16 protein-coding genes are annotated in these 15,889 nt (G+C 61.2%); all 16 read left to right on the top strand.

All coding sequences use genetic code 11. From position 1 onward, the window contains the following. The first annotated feature begins 42 nt into the window (after positions 1–42). The 16 genes from PMI31_RS05745 to PMI31_RS05820 all read left to right on the top strand — a co-directional run bounded on the left by PMI31_RS05745 (position 43) and on the right by PMI31_RS05820 (position 15,851). On the top strand, positions 43–378 hold the full coding sequence (locus tag PMI31_RS05745) for a type II toxin-antitoxin system RelE/ParE family toxin (protein WP_008016807.1): 336 nt from the start codon (positions 43–45) through the stop codon (positions 376–378). A 4-nt stretch (positions 379–382) separates the two neighbouring features. Continuing rightward, on the top strand, positions 383–706 hold the full coding sequence (locus PMI31_RS05750; protein WP_008016808.1) for a helix-turn-helix domain-containing transcriptional regulator: 324 nt from the start codon (positions 383–385) through the stop codon (positions 704–706). A gap of 109 nt (positions 707–815) precedes the next feature. After that, entirely contained in the window at positions 816–1,214 is a 399-nt protein-coding gene (locus PMI31_RS05755) for a DUF2946 domain-containing protein (protein WP_008016809.1), read from the top strand. A gap of 47 nt (positions 1,215–1,261) precedes the next feature. Next, on the top strand, positions 1,262–1,741 hold the full coding sequence (locus PMI31_RS05760; protein WP_008016810.1) for a copper chaperone PCu(A)C: 480 nt from the start codon (positions 1,262–1,264) through the stop codon (positions 1,739–1,741). 21 nt (positions 1,742–1,762) lie between these two features. Next, positions 1,763–2,206: a DUF2946 domain-containing protein gene (locus tag PMI31_RS05765; RefSeq protein WP_008016811.1), complete on the top strand. Its 444-nt coding sequence runs from the start codon at positions 1,763–1,765 to the stop codon at positions 2,204–2,206. 191 nt (positions 2,207–2,397) lie between these two features. Next, positions 2,398–4,515, top strand: a complete 2,118-nt coding sequence (locus tag PMI31_RS05770; protein ID WP_008016812.1) for a TonB-dependent copper receptor — start codon at positions 2,398–2,400, stop codon at positions 4,513–4,515. Between the two features lie 92 nt (positions 4,516–4,607). Continuing rightward, positions 4,608–5,987: a PepSY-associated TM helix domain-containing protein gene (locus tag PMI31_RS05775; protein WP_008016813.1), complete on the top strand. Its 1,380-nt coding sequence runs from the start codon at positions 4,608–4,610 to the stop codon at positions 5,985–5,987. A 180-nt stretch (positions 5,988–6,167) separates the two neighbouring features. Then, entirely contained in the window at positions 6,168–6,956 is a 789-nt protein-coding gene (locus PMI31_RS05780) for an ABC transporter ATP-binding protein (protein WP_008016814.1), read from the top strand. Next, positions 6,953–7,912, top strand: a complete 960-nt coding sequence (locus tag PMI31_RS05785; RefSeq protein ID WP_008016815.1) for an ABC transporter substrate-binding protein — start codon at positions 6,953–6,955, stop codon at positions 7,910–7,912. Before PMI31_RS05780 ends, PMI31_RS05785 begins: the two co-directional genes overlap by 4 nt. Then, complete coding sequence (locus PMI31_RS05790; RefSeq protein WP_008016816.1) at positions 7,909–8,919, top strand: FecCD family ABC transporter permease; 1,011 nt, start codon at positions 7,909–7,911, stop codon at positions 8,917–8,919. The genes PMI31_RS05785 and PMI31_RS05790 overlap by 4 nt, the downstream gene beginning before the upstream one ends. A gap of 221 nt (positions 8,920–9,140) precedes the next feature. After that, positions 9,141–10,406 (top strand): urea ABC transporter substrate-binding protein, encoded by a 1,266-nt coding sequence (gene urtA / locus PMI31_RS05795; protein ID WP_008016817.1) that lies wholly within the window; start codon positions 9,141–9,143, stop codon positions 10,404–10,406. Positions 10,407–10,555: 149 nt separating this feature from the next. After that, a complete protein-coding gene (urtB, locus tag PMI31_RS05800) occupies positions 10,556–12,058 on the top strand; it encodes an urea ABC transporter permease subunit UrtB (RefSeq protein WP_008016818.1) in 1,503 nt (500 codons plus the stop codon). Beyond that, on the top strand, positions 12,058–13,137 hold the full coding sequence (gene urtC / locus PMI31_RS05805) for an urea ABC transporter permease subunit UrtC (RefSeq protein ID WP_008016820.1): 1,080 nt from the start codon (positions 12,058–12,060) through the stop codon (positions 13,135–13,137). The genes urtB and urtC overlap by 1 nt, the downstream gene beginning before the upstream one ends. Then, entirely contained in the window at positions 13,134–14,003 is an 870-nt protein-coding gene (gene urtD, locus PMI31_RS05810; RefSeq protein ID WP_008016823.1) for an urea ABC transporter ATP-binding protein UrtD, read from the top strand. The genes urtC and urtD overlap by 4 nt, the downstream gene beginning before the upstream one ends. Positions 14,004–14,115: 112 nt before the next feature. Then, the gene (urtE, locus tag PMI31_RS05815; RefSeq protein WP_008016825.1) at positions 14,116–14,814 is read left to right on the top strand and encodes an urea ABC transporter ATP-binding subunit UrtE; all 699 of its coding nucleotides are present in this window, start codon (positions 14,116–14,118) and stop codon (positions 14,812–14,814) included. Positions 14,815–15,011: 197 nt separating this feature from the next. After that, positions 15,012–15,851 (top strand): urease accessory protein UreD, encoded by an 840-nt coding sequence (locus PMI31_RS05820; RefSeq protein WP_008016826.1) that lies wholly within the window; start codon positions 15,012–15,014, stop codon positions 15,849–15,851. Positions 15,852–15,889 lie beyond the last annotated feature (38 nt).

The following is a 15,889-nucleotide window of genomic DNA, read 5'->3' on the forward strand; positions in this document are numbered from 1 at the left end:
CTTGCATGATAAGTAACCTATTTGTTACCGTCAGGGCCGCCTGTGATCACACTCGAAGAATACGTACAGGACAACGAAACCAGCCCCTTTGGTCGCTGGTTTTCCAACTTGAATGCGCAGGCAGCGCTTAAGGTATCCACCGCGCTGCTGCGCCTCGAGTTAGGAAACACATCAAACATCAAGTGGTTCGATGGGCTCGGCGAGTACCGGATAGATTGGGGCCCGGGCTATAGAATCTATCTCGTTCAAGAAGGGAAACACCTGATCATCCTTTTTGGTGGCGGTGACAAGTCCACACAAAAAACTGACATCAAACAAGCGAAAGTACTGATAGCCGAGTTTCGATCCCGAAAAAAGACTGAACGACACCGGAGATAACGTCATGGCGCTCACCCGAAGCTACAAACACACCATTGCCGAGCGTGCCCAACGTGATCCCGAGTTCGCCCAGGCACTGTTGGATGAGGCTGCTACTCTGTTTCTTAATGGCGAACCCGAAATGGCCCGGATCATCCTGCGCGACCTCATCAACGCCACCGTTGGTTTTGAGGAACTGGCAAAGGAAACGGCAAAGCCCAGCAAAAGCCTCCATCGAATGTTGTCCGCCAAAGGCAACCCAAGCATGGACAACCTGGCTGCAATATTCGCCGTAATTCGCGCTACGCTTGGAGTAGAAATACAAGTACATGCGGTACGTGCGCACTGAGCCAATATCTTTTTACTGCGACACCAAACCGCACGCTGCCTTTTTACTTATCGGCCCTGATCAGGCTAAATAGCCCGCGCCTGATCGCCCACCCAAACGGATTTGTCCCATGTCCCGACACCGGCTCGCAATTGCCTGGATAGCCTGCTTCGCAGTGCTGTTCAACATGCTCGCCATGCCGATGTCCGGAGCGATGGCGCAAACGGTGAAGTCACCGGCCGAACAGTTGTTGTGGGGCAGTTTCTGCAGCTCCGGCGGCACCAGGATGGTGGCGATTTCCATCGGGGACCTGGAACAGAAAGCCCCGCAAGGCGACAATCATTCCAACATGCAGCATTGCTGGTGCTGCTCGGGTTCTGCGCCATTGGTGGCGTTGCCGGGGCATACGCCACAGCTGTATTTCGCGCACTTCGAGTCCAACCGAAGCCTGCCTGCGACCTCTCTCGAAAGCCCGACACCGCGCCAGCAATGGCCGAGTCTCAACCCCCGCGCATCCCCTCTGGTGTGATTTTTTTCGCAATTGACCTGCGTATCTAATCGCTCTGGAGAACTGCCATGTTGAACAAACTCATCGTTCTGGCCGCGTTGCTGCTGCCTGCCTGCTTTGCCAATGCCCACGAATACAAGGTTGGCGAACTGGAAATCGCTCATCCGTGGTCCCAGGAGTTGCCACCCAATGCGCCCACCGTTGCGGCGTATTTCGTGATCAACAACGAAGGCAAGACCGCCGACCGCCTGCTCAGCGTCGACACCCCCATTGCCGGCGAAGCGCAATTGCATGAACACGTGATGCAAGGCGACGTGATGAAAATGCAGCACGTGCCGAGCGTGGAAGTGCCCGCCGGTGGCGAGGTTACGTTCGCACCGATGGCCTATCACGTGATGTTGCTGGGCCTCAAGGACCGCAGCCTGCTGGTTGACGGCAAGCGCTTCCCGATGACGCTGCACTTCGAGAAGTCCGGTGACGTGACGGTCGAAGTCGCGGTACAGAAGCAGGCGCCGGACAGCCTGCAAGCGCATGTGCACACGCCGTAATCGCCTGAGCTGAAAACGCCCATGCGCTCGCTTAGCGCCAGGTCATCCAGGTCGCGAAATCAGGCATTGAGCCTGACACGCGGCAGCTGGATCAGCCTGTTCGCCATGCTGATGATCTTTATCGGTCCGCTGATTTCTCAGTCGATGCCGATGGATTCGCGCGCCATGTCGATGAGCATGCCTGCGGGTATGAGCATGGACATGTCGGCGATGGAGCATGCCGAGCATGGCACGCAAGCCACCGCCGAACACTGCCCGCCTGCCCCGGGGCACCATGTGCTGTGGGAAAAGTGCGGCTATTGCAGCCTGCTGTTCAATTGCCCGGCGCTGACCGGTGGCGTGTCCTTCGCCAACTTCGTCATTCCACCCGTCAACACCTTCACCACACCCTCTGCGCGCCAGGGCCATGCCCGGCAAACCTACTTTCCCGGCGCCCGCACCCGCGCTCCTCCCGTCGTCGCGTAAACACTCACTTCTGATTTCACACGGTCCGCAAGACAGCCAAAGCAACCTGTGGGAGCGAGCTTGCTCGCGAACGCGGTGTGCCAGGCGACATCAATGTTGACTGGCACTCCCTCTTCGCGAGCAAGCCCGCTCCTACAGGGATTGCGCAGGCTGCCGGCCGTGTCGTTTACGACTGTTCGATGGAAATTGTCATGTCCAGGTTTTCTGCTGTCCCGTGCTTGAGCCCTGCCCAAGCCTCTTTTGCCCTGAACGAATCCGCCGTTCGTTTCAGGCACGCCACCGCCATCCTGTGCGGTGCTTTGCTGGCGCCTTCTGCGCTGGCCGATGAGCATGCCGGTCACAATGAAGAACTGAGCCCGACGGTGATTACCGCCGTTGCCCCCAGTTCGCCACTGACCATCGTCACCAACCCCAAGGAGCCGCGCCAACCGGTGCCGGCCAGCGACGGCGCCGATTACCTGAAAACCATCCCGGGCTTCGCCCTGGTGCGCAATGGCGGCACTAATGGCGACCCGGTGCTGCGTGGCATGTTCGGTTCACGACTGAACATTCTCACCAATGGCGGCATGATGCTCGGTGCCTGCCCGGGCCGGATGGACGCCCCGACCTCCTACATCTCGCCGCAAACCTACGACAAGCTCACCGTGATCAAAGGCCCGCAAACCGTGCTGTGGGGGCCGGGCTCGTCGGCCGGGACGATTCTGTTCGACCGCGAACCGGAACACTTCGGCGAGCTCGGCACACGGGTCAATGCCAGCGTGCTGGCCGGCTCCTGGGGCCGCTTCGACAAACTGCTGGACGCCGCAGCCGGTGGCCAGTCGGGTTACGTGCGGGTCATCGGCAACACCGCGCACTCCGACGACTACCAGGACGGCAATAACGACACCGTGCCGTCGCGCTATGAAAAATGGAACGGCGATGTGGCAGTGGGCTGGACGCCAAACGCCGACACCCTGCTGGAGCTGACCGCCGGCCGTGGCGATGGCGAGGCCCGGTACGCCGGGCGCGGCATGGACGGTTCGCAGTTCCTGCGCGAGAGCCTCGGTCTGCGCTTCGAACAGTCCAACATCGGCGACGTACTGGATAAGGTCGAAGCACAGGTCTACTACAACTACGCCGATCACGTGATGGACAACTACACCCTGCGCACGCCATCCGGCACCGGGATGATGGCCGGCCCCATGGCCTCCAACGTCGACCGTCGCACCCTCGGCGCACGGATCAAGGCCACCTGGCGCTGGGCTGATGTGCAACTGATCAGCGGCATCGACGCGCAGACCAACGAACATCGCCAGCGCAGCGCCATGGGCATCGACACCTACAAGGACCTGCCGTACACCAAGGATGCAGACTTCCACAACTACGGCATGTTCGGCGAACTGACCTGGTACGCCGCCGACCGTGACCGCCTGATCAGCGGCGCACGCCTGGACCGCGCCTCGGCCAAGGACTTTCGGCAGACCACCGGCTCGGGAATGATGACCCGCCCGAACCCGACCGCCGATGACACCCGCGCCGACACCCTGCCGAGCGGTTTCATCCGCTACGAACACGACCTGGCCGACAGCCCGACAACCTTGTATGCCGGCCTCGGTCACACTCAGCGGTTCCCGGATTATTGGGAGCTGTTTTCACCCAAGTTCGGCCCCGCCGGCTCGGTGAATGCCTTCGACTCGATCAAGCCGGAAAAAACCACCCAGCTCGACTTCGGCCTGCAATACAAGACCGAAGCACTCGAAGCCTGGGCCTCGGCTTACGTCGGGCAGGTGCGCGATTACATCCTGTTCAACTACACCCCGACAATGATGGGTACAACCTCGCAAGCCGAGAACATCGACGCGCGAATCATGGGCGGTGAACTGGGCGCCGCTTACAACCTCACCGACAACTGGAAAGCCGACGCGACCCTGGCCTACGCCTGGGGCAAGAACAGCAGCGATGGCACTGCGTTGCCGCAGATGCCGCCACTGGATACCCGTTTCGGCCTGACCTACAGCGAAGACAACTGGAGCGCCGGCGCACTGTGGAGAGTGGTCGCCGCGCAAAACCGCATCGACCAGAACAAGGGCAACGTGGTCGGCAAGGACTTCGACAAGACGCCAGGCTTCGGCGTGTTTTCCCTCAACGGTGCCTATCGGATCAACAGCCACTGGAAGGTCAGCAGCGGCGTCGACAACCTGTTCGGCAAGGCTTACGCCGAGCACTTGAACCTGGCCGGCAACGCCGGTTTCGGCTTCCCCGCCAATGACCCGCAAGCCATCAAGGAACCGGGGCGCACGCTCTGGACCAAGGTGGACATGAGCTTTTAAGAGCATCGCTGTAGGAGCGAGCTTGCTCGCGATCGGTTGCGCAGCAACCGCCAACACACAACTAAAAGATCCAGCCAAGCGGAGCACATGTGATGAAACAGCCCAAAGTGAATTTCTACAACCTGGCCTGGCGCTGGCATTTCTATGCCGGATTGTTCGTGGCGCCTTTCATGGTGATGCTGGCCCTGACCGGCACCATTTACCTGTTCAAACCACAACTCGACTCGCTGATGTACAGCAGTTGGCTCAACGTCCCTGCCGGCCATCACACCCTGGCGGCCGACGACCTGCTCAACCGGGTGAAAGGCGCTTATCCACAAGGCACGATCAAGCAATACCTGCCACCGGTGAACGCCGAACGCAGTGCTCAGTTTGTCGTGCTCGACAGCGGCAAGGAGCTGAATGTATTCATCGACCCGTACCACGGCGACATCCTTGGCGAGCAAGACGCCAAGAAGAATCTGCAAGCCATCGCGCGGGCGATTCACGGCGAATTGATGATCGGTACCGTCGGTGACCGGCTGGTGGAACTGGCCGCCGGCTGGGGCGTGGTGCTGGTGGTTTCCGGGGTGTTCCTGTGGTGGCCACGGGGCCAGGCCGCCGGCATTCTGTGGCCACGCCTGAGCAGTCGCGGCCGGGTGCTGTGGCGTGACTTGCACGCCGTCACCGGGTTCTGGGGTGCTTCGCTGTTGCTGGTGATGCTGCTCAGCGGCATGACCTGGACCGGGTTCTGGGGCGAAAAATTTGCAGGCGTGTGGAACGTGTTCCCTGCCGCGATGTGGGATGACGTGCCGAAGTCCGACGTCGAGGCACGCAGCCTCAACAGCGCCACGCGCCAGACCGTGCCATGGGCCATGGAAAACACGCCGATGCCGATGTCCGGTGACCACGCCGAGCACATGGCCCACGACGGAGCGCATGCTGGCCCGGCGGCGCCGATCATCAGCCTGCAAGACGTACAAGACATCGCCACGCAGAGCAAGGTCGAGCCGGGCTACAGCATCACCTTGCCGAAATCCGCAACCGGCGTGTTCACCATCTCGGTGTTCGCCGATGACCCGCGCAACGACGCCACCCTGCATGTCGATCAGTACAGCGGCAAGGTCCTGGCTGATGTTCGTTTCGAGCACTACGGCACCGTCGCCCGCGCCACGGAAATCGGCGTGATGCTGCACGAAGGCAAGATGTTCGGCGTGTTCAACCAGATCATCGTGCTGCTGATCTGCCTGATGATTTTGCTCAGTGCCGTCAGCGGCGTGGTGATCTGGTGGAAGCGCCGCCCGCAAGGAAAACTTGGCGTGCCGCCGCTGCGCCACGACCTGCCGAAATGGAAAACCGCGATGGTGATCATGTTCGTTCTGGCGGCGGCCTTTCCATTGGTGGGCGCTTCGCTGGTGGCGGTGTGGTTGCTGGATCGCCTGCTGCTGTCGCGTTTTACCCGACCGACTGAAAGCGCCTCATCTTCATCATGAAACAGACGAGATGCACGAGGGCAATAGCAATGTAGACTTCCCCCGCGCATCACCCGGGTAATAGCGGATTTCCTTTCGGGCCTCATCGCTGGCAAGCCAGCTCCTACAGAATGTGCACAAACCTTGTAGGAGCTGGCTTGCCAGCGATGGGGCCATTAGCAACACCTCAAGAGTCACTGCATGACCTCGCTGAACCTCGCAAACATTTCCTGGACACCCCTGGGCCACGGCCATTGCCATCACCAGTTCCAGCTGCGTGATGCTTCTGTGCACGTGGCCACCGGTGAGTTCGTCGGGCTGATCGGCCCTAACGGCAGCGGCAAGACCAGCCTCTTGCGTTGTGCCTGGCGCTTCAGCAAACCGGAGCACGGCGAGGTCAGGCTCGATCACCAGAATGTCTGGAAGCAATCCTCGCGCTGGTGCGCGCAACGCATCGCCGTGGTGTTGCAGGAATTCCCTGATGCCTTCGGCCTGACCGTTTTTGAGGTGGTCGCCATGGGCCGTACGCCGCACAAAGGCCTGTTCGATGGCGACACGCTTGAAGACTCGAATCTCATCAACCAGGCCTTGGCATTGGTCGGTCTCAAGGGCTTCGAAGACCACGGGTTCGCCAGCCTCTCCGGTGGCGAAAAACAGCGAGTCATCCTCGCCCGCGCCCTGGCCCAGCAACCACAGTTGCTGATCCTCGACGAGCCGACCAACCACCTCGACCCGCGATATCAGCTTGAGCTTTTGAAGTTGGTCAAACGCTTGAACATCGGCACCCTGGCAAGCATCCATGACCTCAACCTGGCTGCAGCTTTTTGTGATCGGCTGTACGTGATCAATCATGGCCGTATTCTCGCCAGCGGCACGCCGAAAGAAGTCCTGACAGCTGCGCTGCTGCGCAATGTGTTTGGCGTCGAAGCGCTGATCGATGAACATCCGCTGCACGGCTACCCACGAATTACCTGGATAACCCAACCATGACTTTGCGTTCCCTGCTGCGCTCCGGCCTCTCTCTCGCGTTGCTGTTGGGCAGCGCCCAGGCATTGGCGGAAGCCACCCATTACCCGCTGACGATCAAAAGCTGCAACCGCGAAGTGACCTTCAAGCAGGCACCGCAACACGCCCTCAGCCACGATATCAACATGACCCAAATGATGCTCGCCCTCGACCTCAAGCCACAGATGGCCGGTTACAGCGGCATCAGTGGCTGGAAGGCCGTGACACCCGAGATGCAGACCATTCTCGAAGGCCTGCCGGAGCTGGCGGCCAAGTACCCGTCGGTGGAAACCCTGCTCGACGCCAACGTCGATTTCCTCTTCGCCGGTTGGGACTACGGCATGCGCGTCGGTGGCGATCTCACGCCGCAAACCCTGCAACCGCTGGGCATCAATGTGTATGAGCTGACCGAGTCCTGCGCCTTCGTGATGAAGCGCCCTGCCGCGACCCTGGAAGACACTTACAACGACCTGCGCAACCTCGGCAAAATCTTCGACGTGCAGGATCGTGCCAACGCGCTCATCGCCGACATGCAGAATCAGGTTGCAGAGATCGGCAAGGACCTGCCGGCGGAAAAACCCCGGGTTTTCCTCTACGACAGCGGCGAAGACCGCGCCATGACGTCCGGTCGCCTCGGCATGCCGCAAGCGCTGATCGACGCCGCTGGCGGGCGCAACATCCTCGATGACGTCGACGCGAGCTGGACCCGAGTCAATTGGGAGACCGTGGTCGAGCGCAATCCGCAGGTGATCGTGATCGTTGACTACAGCGAAATCACCGCAGAGCAGAAGATCCGGTTCCTGCTCAATAACAAGGCGCTGCAATCGGTGGACGCGATCAGGAACCAGCGCTTCATCGTCATCCCTTACGTGCAGGCCACGCCGGGTATCGACAATGTGCTGGCAGTGGCGACCCTCGCCAAAGGTTTCCACGGCGAATGATCAATCGTCGTTTTGCGCTGCTGCTGATCGCCCTGGGCGCCGTGTTGCTGATGTCGTGCGTGGTGTCCCTGGGCTTTGGCCCGGCTCGGGTACCGGTGGACGTGGTGTGGCGGATCCTGCTGCACAAACTGTTCGGCATCGGCGTGCAGGACTGGAGCGCCGGCCAGGAACACATCGTCTGGCTGATCCGCGTGCCGCGCATGTTGCTCGGCGCACTGGTGGGCGCCGGGCTGGCACTGATCGGCGCGGTGCTGCAAGCGGTGACGCGCAACCCGCTGGCGGATCCGCACCTGCTCGGCGTCACCTCCGGCGCCACCCTCGGTGCGGTGATTGTGGTGTTGCATGTCGGCGAAATCGTCGGCCTGCTGACGTTGCCGATTGCCGCGTTCATCGGTGCGTTGCTGAGCATGCTGGTGGTGCTGATGATCGCCAGTCGCCACGGCCGCCTGGACAGTGATCGGTTGCTGCTGTGCGGCGTGGCGGTCTCGTTCGTGATGATGGCGATCGCCAATTTGCTGCTGTTCATGGGCGACCATCGCGCCAGTTCCGCCGTGATGTTCTGGATGCTCGGCGGGCTCGGGTTGGCGCGTTGGGAGCTGCTTGCGGTGCCGGCACTGAGTGTGTTGCTCGGGCTGGTTCTGTTGCTCGGCATGGCACGACCGCTGAACGCATTGATGGCCGGTGAACAGACCGCTGTCACCCTCGGCCTGAATGCCCGTGCGGTGCGCCTGCGAGTGTTCGTGATCGCTTCACTGATGACCGGAGTGCTGGTGTCGATCAGCGGCTCCATCGGGTTTGTCGGGCTGATGGTGCCGCACATTGCCCGGCGTCTGGTCGGGGCTGAACATCGACGGTTGCTGCCGGTGTGTGTATTGCTCGGCAGCGTATTCCTGGTCTGGGTCGATGTCGCCGCACGGACGATGATCGCGCCTGAAGACTTGCCCATCGGCGTCGCCACCGCAGCTATCGGCGGCCTGTTCTTCGTCGGCCTGATGCGTCGTCGCTGATTCACCGCTCCCACAAGTGATCACTATTACTCGCCCCAATGTGACGCAGCTCAACGCACCAGACCACTGACATTGTCCTTTCATGGTGCGTTCGAGAGCCACGCAACCGCTCTAAACCGTCATCCCCCGCCTTTTCCAAACCGGGCACAGCCCTTGCAAAACAGCCTTCAGTCGTCCGCATCTGCCAACCATAAAAACTCAATGTTCATGGAGATCGCACAATGAAGCGTCGCAGTTTGATCAAGGCTTTCACACTCTCGGCATCCATTGCCGCGATGGGCATGACCTGGACCGTCCAGGCCGCCGAGACCATCAAGGTCGGTATTCTGCATTCGTTGTCCGGGACCATGGCGATTTCCGAAACGTCGTTGAAAGACATGGCGCTGATGACCATCGACGAGATCAATGCCAAGGGTGGCGTGAACGGCAAGATGCTCGAGCCTGTGGTGGTCGACCCCGCGTCGAACTGGCCACTGTTCGCCGAGAAGGGGCGTCAACTGCTGACCCAGGACAAGGTCGCCGTGGTGTTCGGTTGCTGGACATCGGTGTCGCGCAAATCGGTGCTGCCGGTGTTCGAAGAACTCAACGGCCTGTTGTTCTACCCGGTGCAATACGAAGGCGAAGAGATGTCGCCGAACGTGTTCTACACTGGCGCTGCGCCGAACCAGCAGGCGATCCCTGCGGTGGAATACCTGATGAGCGAAGAAGGCGGCAGCGCCAAGCGCTACTTCCTGCTCGGCACCGACTACGTCTACCCGCGCACCACCAACAAGATCCTGCGTTCGTTCCTGCACGCCAAAGGCGTGGCCGACAAGGACATAGAAGAGGTCTACACCCCGTTCGGTCATAGCGACTACCAGACCATCGTCGCCAACATCAAAAAGTTCTCGTCGGGTGGCAAGACGGCCGTTATCTCCACCGTCAACGGCGACTCCAACGTGCCGTTCTACAAAGAACTGGCCAACCAGGGTCTGAAAGCCACCGACGTTCCGGTCGTGGCGTTCTCGGTCGGTGAAGAAGAACTGCGCGGCATCGACACCAAGCCACTGGTGGGCAACCTCGCGGCGTGGAACTACTTCGAATCGGTGGAGAACCCGGTGAACAAGAAGTTCGTCGATGACTGGAAGGCCTACGCGAAGAAACACAACCTGCCAGGCGCCGACAAGGCCGTGACCAACGACCCGATGGAAGCCACTTACGTCGGCATCCACATGTGGGCGCAAGCGGCGGAAAAAGCCAAGTCCACCGACGTCGACAAAGTCCGCGAAGCCCTGGCCGGCCAGACCTTTGCCGCGCCGTCCGGGTACACGCTCACCATGGACAAGACCAATCATCACCTGCACAAGCCGGTGATGATCGGCGAGATCCAGTCTGACGGTCAGTTCAACGTGGTGTGGCAGACCGAAGGACCGATCCGCGCCCAGCCGTGGAGCCCGTTCATCCCGGGCAATGACAAGAAGCCGGAATATGCGGTGAAGAGTAACTGAGCCATTGGATGTCGGGCCTGAGCATGGAGCTTGGGCCTGACACAACACCTGTAGGAGCTGGCTTGCCAGCGAAGCTTTTGGTGTCAGTCAATCCGCTTTCGCTGGCAAGCCAGCTCCTACAGGGTCCGCGCATGACCAGGACATTTGCTATGCCCACCGCCCTTTACCGCCTCATCGTTGCCATCGCCCTGCTGTTGCCGATGGCAACTTTCGCCAGCGACGCCGAAGACTTCGTCGCCGCCAATCCCTTGCAGCAAGCCAGGCTTCTAGAAGCATGGGCCGCGCAGCCCGATGCGGCGCGCATTGAACTGATCAACGCCCTGCAACAAGGCGAGTTGAACCTCGACGGGCAGCCGAAAAACCTGCGCCTGAACAACCGCCTGCGGGGTCTCATCGACACGGCCCTGGCCAGTCATCATTTGCTCGCCGCCGACGCCAGAACCCGTCTGGCCGCCGCGCAGCAATTGCAGAAAAGCGCCAAACCCGCACAGCTTGCATTCCTCGACCAGCAACTGAAGGGCGAGAAGGACGAGAGCGTTCATGCCGCCCTCAGCCTGGCCCTGGCCAATCTGCAACTGGTCGACGCCGATCCGGCCGTGCGCCTCGCCGCCGTGCGATTGCTCGGCGAAACCGGCGATCCGCTGGCCCGCACCCGCCTCGAAAGCCTGCTGGAACCGAGCGTTGAAACCGACGCGAATGTGCGCACCGCCGCCGAGACCAGCCTCGCCCAGGTCAAACGCAAACTGCTGGTCGGCGAGATGCTCGGCCAGGCATTCAGCGGTATGTCGCTGGGCTCGATACTGCTGCTCGCCGCCCTCGGTCTGGCAATCACCTTCGGCCTGCTCGGCGTGATCAACATGGCCCACGGCGAGATGCTGATGCTCGGCGCCTACTCGACCTATGTGGTGCAACTGATGTTCCAGCGTTTCGCCCCGCAGGCGATCGAGTTCTATCCACTAATCGCGCTGCCCGTGGCGTTTTTCGTCACCGCGGCCATCGGCATGGCGCTGGAGCGCACGGTGATTCGTCACCTCTACGGCCGCCCGCTGGAAACCCTGCTCGCCACCTGGGGTATCAGCCTCATGCTGATTCAACTGGTTCGCCTGGTGTTCGGCGCGCAGAACGTCGAAGTGGCCAACCCCGCGTGGCTGTCAGGCGGGGTTCAAGTGCTGCCCAATCTCGTGCTGCCGTACAACCGCATCGTCATCATTGCCTTTGCGCTGTTCGTGGTGGTGCTCACATGGCTGCTGCTGAACAAGACACGCCTGGGTCTCAACGTGCGTGCCGTCACCCAGAACCGCAACATGGCCGCCTGTTGCGGCGTGCCCACCGGGCGCGTGGACATGCTCGCCTTCGGCCTCGGCTCGGGCATCGCCGGCCTCGGCGGCGTAGCCCTGAGCCAGATCGGCAACGTCGGCCCGGACCTCGGCCAGAGCTACATCATCGACTCGTTTCTGGTGGTGGTGCTCGGCGGTGTCGGCCAGTTGGCCGGTAGCGTGCTGGCCGCATTCGGCTTAGGGGTAGCCAACAAGATTCTCGAACCACAGATCGGTGCCGTGCTCGGCAAGATCCTCATCCTCGCGCTGATCATTCTGTTCATCCAGAAACGTCCGCAAGGCCTCTTCGCACTCAAAGGACGGGTGATCGACTGATGAACCAGCCCCTGATGCTCAAGGCCACACAAAAGGCCGGCCCGAAAATCACGATTACCGTCGGCGCGGTGATCCTCGTTCTGCTGTTGGCGTTACCGCTACTGTCGCTGTTATCGCCGGACAGCACGCTGCACGTTTCGGCTTACACGCTGACGCTGGTGGGCAAGATTCTTTGCTATGCAATCGTCGCACTGGCGCTCGATCTGGTGTGGGGTTACGCCGGCCTGCTGTCCCTCGGCCACGGCTTGTTCTTCGCCCTCGGCGGCTATGCCATGGGCATGTACCTGATGCGCCAGGCCTCGGGCGATGGTTTGCCGGCGTTCATGACGTTCCTGTCGTGGACCGACATGCCGTGGTTCTGGACCGGCACCAGCAGCTTCCTCTGGACCATGTGCCTGGTGGTACTGGCGCCGGGGCTGCTGGCGTTGGTGTTCGGCTTCTTCGCCTTCCGTTCGCGGATCAAGGGCGTGTACTTCTCGATCATGACCCAGGCCCTGACCTTCGCCGGCATGCTGTTGTTCTTCCGCAATGAAACCGGCTTTGGCGGCAACAACGGCTTCACCAACTTCCGCACGATTCTTGGCTTTGGCATCACTGAACCGGGCACCCGCGCGGTGCTGTTTTTCGCCACGGTGCTGTTGCTGGTGGCGAGCCTGTACATCGGCTGGCGCCTGGCGCAGAGCAAGTTCGGCCGGGTGCTGACTGCGCTGCGCGATGCGGAGAACCGCCTGATGTTCTGCGGCTACGATCCGCGCGGGTTCAAGTTGTTCGTCTGGGTGTTGAGCGCGGTGTTGTGTGGCCTGGCCGGTGCGCTGTACGTACCGCAAGTGGGGATCATCAACCCGAGCGAAATGTCGCCGACCAACTCCATCGAAGCTGCAGTGTGGGTGGCTTTGGGCGGGCGCGGCACCTTGATCGGTCCGTTGCTCGGCGCTGGTGTGGTCAACGGCATGAAGAGCTGGTTCACCGTGGCGTTCCCCGAGTACTGGCTGTTCTTCCTTGGCGCGCTGTTCATCGTCGTGACCCTGTACCTGCCCAAGGGTGTGATCGGTCTGTTGAAGAAAAGAGGTGAATCATGAGAGTCACTGCGACGGCTGAATTCATGCTTGAGCCAGCCTTTTTCCCCGTGGAGCCCAACAAGGACGCCGGCACCAGCCGCGACACGATCGGTCTCGGCCAGCGCGCCGGCAAAGGCCTCAATACGCGCCACGGCACCCTCCTGACCCTGGAAGACATCAGTGTCAGCTTCGACGGCTTCCGCGCGCTGAACAATCTGAACCTGTACATCGGCGTTGGTGAACTGCGCTGCATCATCGGCCCCAACGGCGCGGGCAAGACCACACTGATGGACGTGATCACCGGCAAGACCCGCCCCAGTCACGGCAAGGCCTGGTTCGGCGAAACCCTGGACCTGACGCAGATGAGCGAAGTGCAGATCGCCCAGGCCGGTATCGGTCGCAAATTCCAGAAGCCGACAGTGTTCGAAGCCTTGAGCGTGTTTGAAAACCTTGAGCTGGCGCAGAACACCGACAAGTCGGTGTGGGCCAGCCTGCGGGCGCGTTTGAGCGGTGAGCAGAAAGACCGCATTGCCGACGTACTGGAGACCATTCGCCTGACCAGCTCGGTCAATCGCCCGGCCGGCTTGCTGTCCCACGGCCAGAAGCAGTTCCTGGAGATCGGCATGTTGCTCATGCAGGACCCGCAATTGCTGCTGCTCGACGAACCGGTCGCGGGCATGACTGACGCCGAAACCGAATTCACCGCCGAGCTGTTCAAGCGCCTGGCCGGCAAGCACTCGCTGATGGTGGTGGAACACGACATGGGCTTCGTCGGCTCGATTGCCGACCACGTCACGGTGTTGCATCAGGGCAGCGTGCTGGCCGAAGGGTCGCTGGAGCAGGTGCAGGACAACGAGCGGGTGATCGAGGTGTATCTCGGTCGCTGACCTGCAAATACAAACCCCGTAGGAGCTGGCTTGCCAGCGAAGGCGTACTGGCAGACGCCAAAAGCTTCGCTGGCAAGCCAGCTCCTACAAGGGATTTGAGGAGAGTTTGAACATGCTGCAAGTCGACAAGCTGCACCAATACTACGGCGGGAGCCACATCCTGCGCGGCCTGACGTTTGATGTGAGGGTCGGCGAAGTCACCTGCCTGCTGGGCCGTAACGGCGTGGGCAAGACCACCCTGCTCAAATGCCTGATGGGCCTGCTGCCGGCCAAAGAAGGCGCAGTGAACTGGGAAGGCAAGCCAATCACCACATTCAAGCCGCACCAGCGGGTGCATGCCGGCATCGCCTACGTGCCGCAGGGCCGGGAGATCTTCGGCCGCCTCACCGTGGAAGAAAACCTGCTGATGGGGCTGTCGCGGTTTCCCGGCAGCGAAGCCAGGGAAGTCCCGGCGTTTATCTACGAGCTATTCCCGGTGTTGCTGCAAATGAAGCAACGGCGCGGCGGCGACCTGTCCGGTGGCCAGCAACAGCAATTGGCCATTGGCCGTGCGCTGGCCAGCCGCCCTCGCCTGCTGATCCTCGACGAACCCACCGAAGGCATCCAGCCGTCGGTGATCAAGGAGATCGGTGCCGTGATCAAAAAACTCGCCGCCCGGGGTGACATGGCGATTTTGCTGGTGGAGCAGTTCTACGATTTCGCCGCTGAACTGGCCGATCAATACCTGGTGATGTCCCGGGGCGAAATCGTGCAACAGGGGCGCGGAGAAAATATGGAAGCAGAAGGTGTACGCGGGCTCGTCACCATCTGAGCCGTCACGCTCCGCACTCACCTGGCCGAAACCTCCCAAGCGGACCGCTTCGGGAGGCAAGGCACCAATTTGTCGCACCAAACCTCCGGTCGCGCACACCATTGGTGCGCCACGACATTCAACAGCCGCCTCCTGCCTGCAATACCTTGCGGCACAGCCTTTGCAACATCCTGATGACCTCACGATAAGCACTGACCATGACTCTTCCCGCTTCCGGTGCCTTGTTTACCCCCAGTTGGCACGCCGAACTGGAACTGGGCTACGCCCGATTCGACAACACCACTCGCCCGGTCCAGCGCCGACACAAAGGTCCGTTGCGGGTGCAAAAACACCTGTATGCCGAAGGGCCGGAAGTCTGTCAGCACATCATCGTCCACCCCCCCGGCGGAATTGCCGGGGGGGATCGGCTGGACATCTCGGCCAGCGTCGAGGGCGATGCCTGGGCGCAAATCACCAGCCCCGGCGCGGCCAAGTGGTATCGCGCCGCCGGTCCCGCTTATCAACACCTGAAGTTGCAGGTAGCGGCCGGTGCGACACTGGAATGGCTGCCCCAGGAAACGATCATTTTCAGCGCAGCCCAGGCTGAACTCAGCACGTCCATCGACCTCGAAGGCGATGCGCGGCTGTTCTACTGGGACGTCGTGGCTCTGGGCCGCCCGGCCAGTGGCGAACGCTTCGAATTTGGGCACTTCCAGGCACATCTGGACATCCGCCGCGACGGCCAGTTGCTCTGGCATGAACGCCAGCGCATTGTCGGGGCGGACGGTCTGCTGGATTCGCCCATCGGGCTGGATGGGCAACCGGTGTTTGCGACGTTGCTGGTGACGGGTGAAATTGATAGCGAGCTGCTGGAGAAGTGCCGTTCGCTGGCCAACGACGTGCGCGGTGATTTGACCCAATTGCCGGGGTTGCTGGTTGCCCGATGCCTGGCCAGTGAGGCGCTGTTGGCGCGAGGTTGGCTGATTGAACTGTGGAAGTTGTTACGCCCAGCCCTGCTGGATCGCGAGGCCATACCACCCAGAATATGGAACACCTGACACACAGTCCCCTGTAGGAGCTGGCTTGCCAGCGAAGC

The organism is Pseudomonas sp. GM55, assembly GCF_000282395.1.
Taxonomy (GTDB): Bacteria; Pseudomonadota; Gammaproteobacteria; order Pseudomonadales; family Pseudomonadaceae; genus Aquipseudomonas; species Aquipseudomonas fluorescens_CC.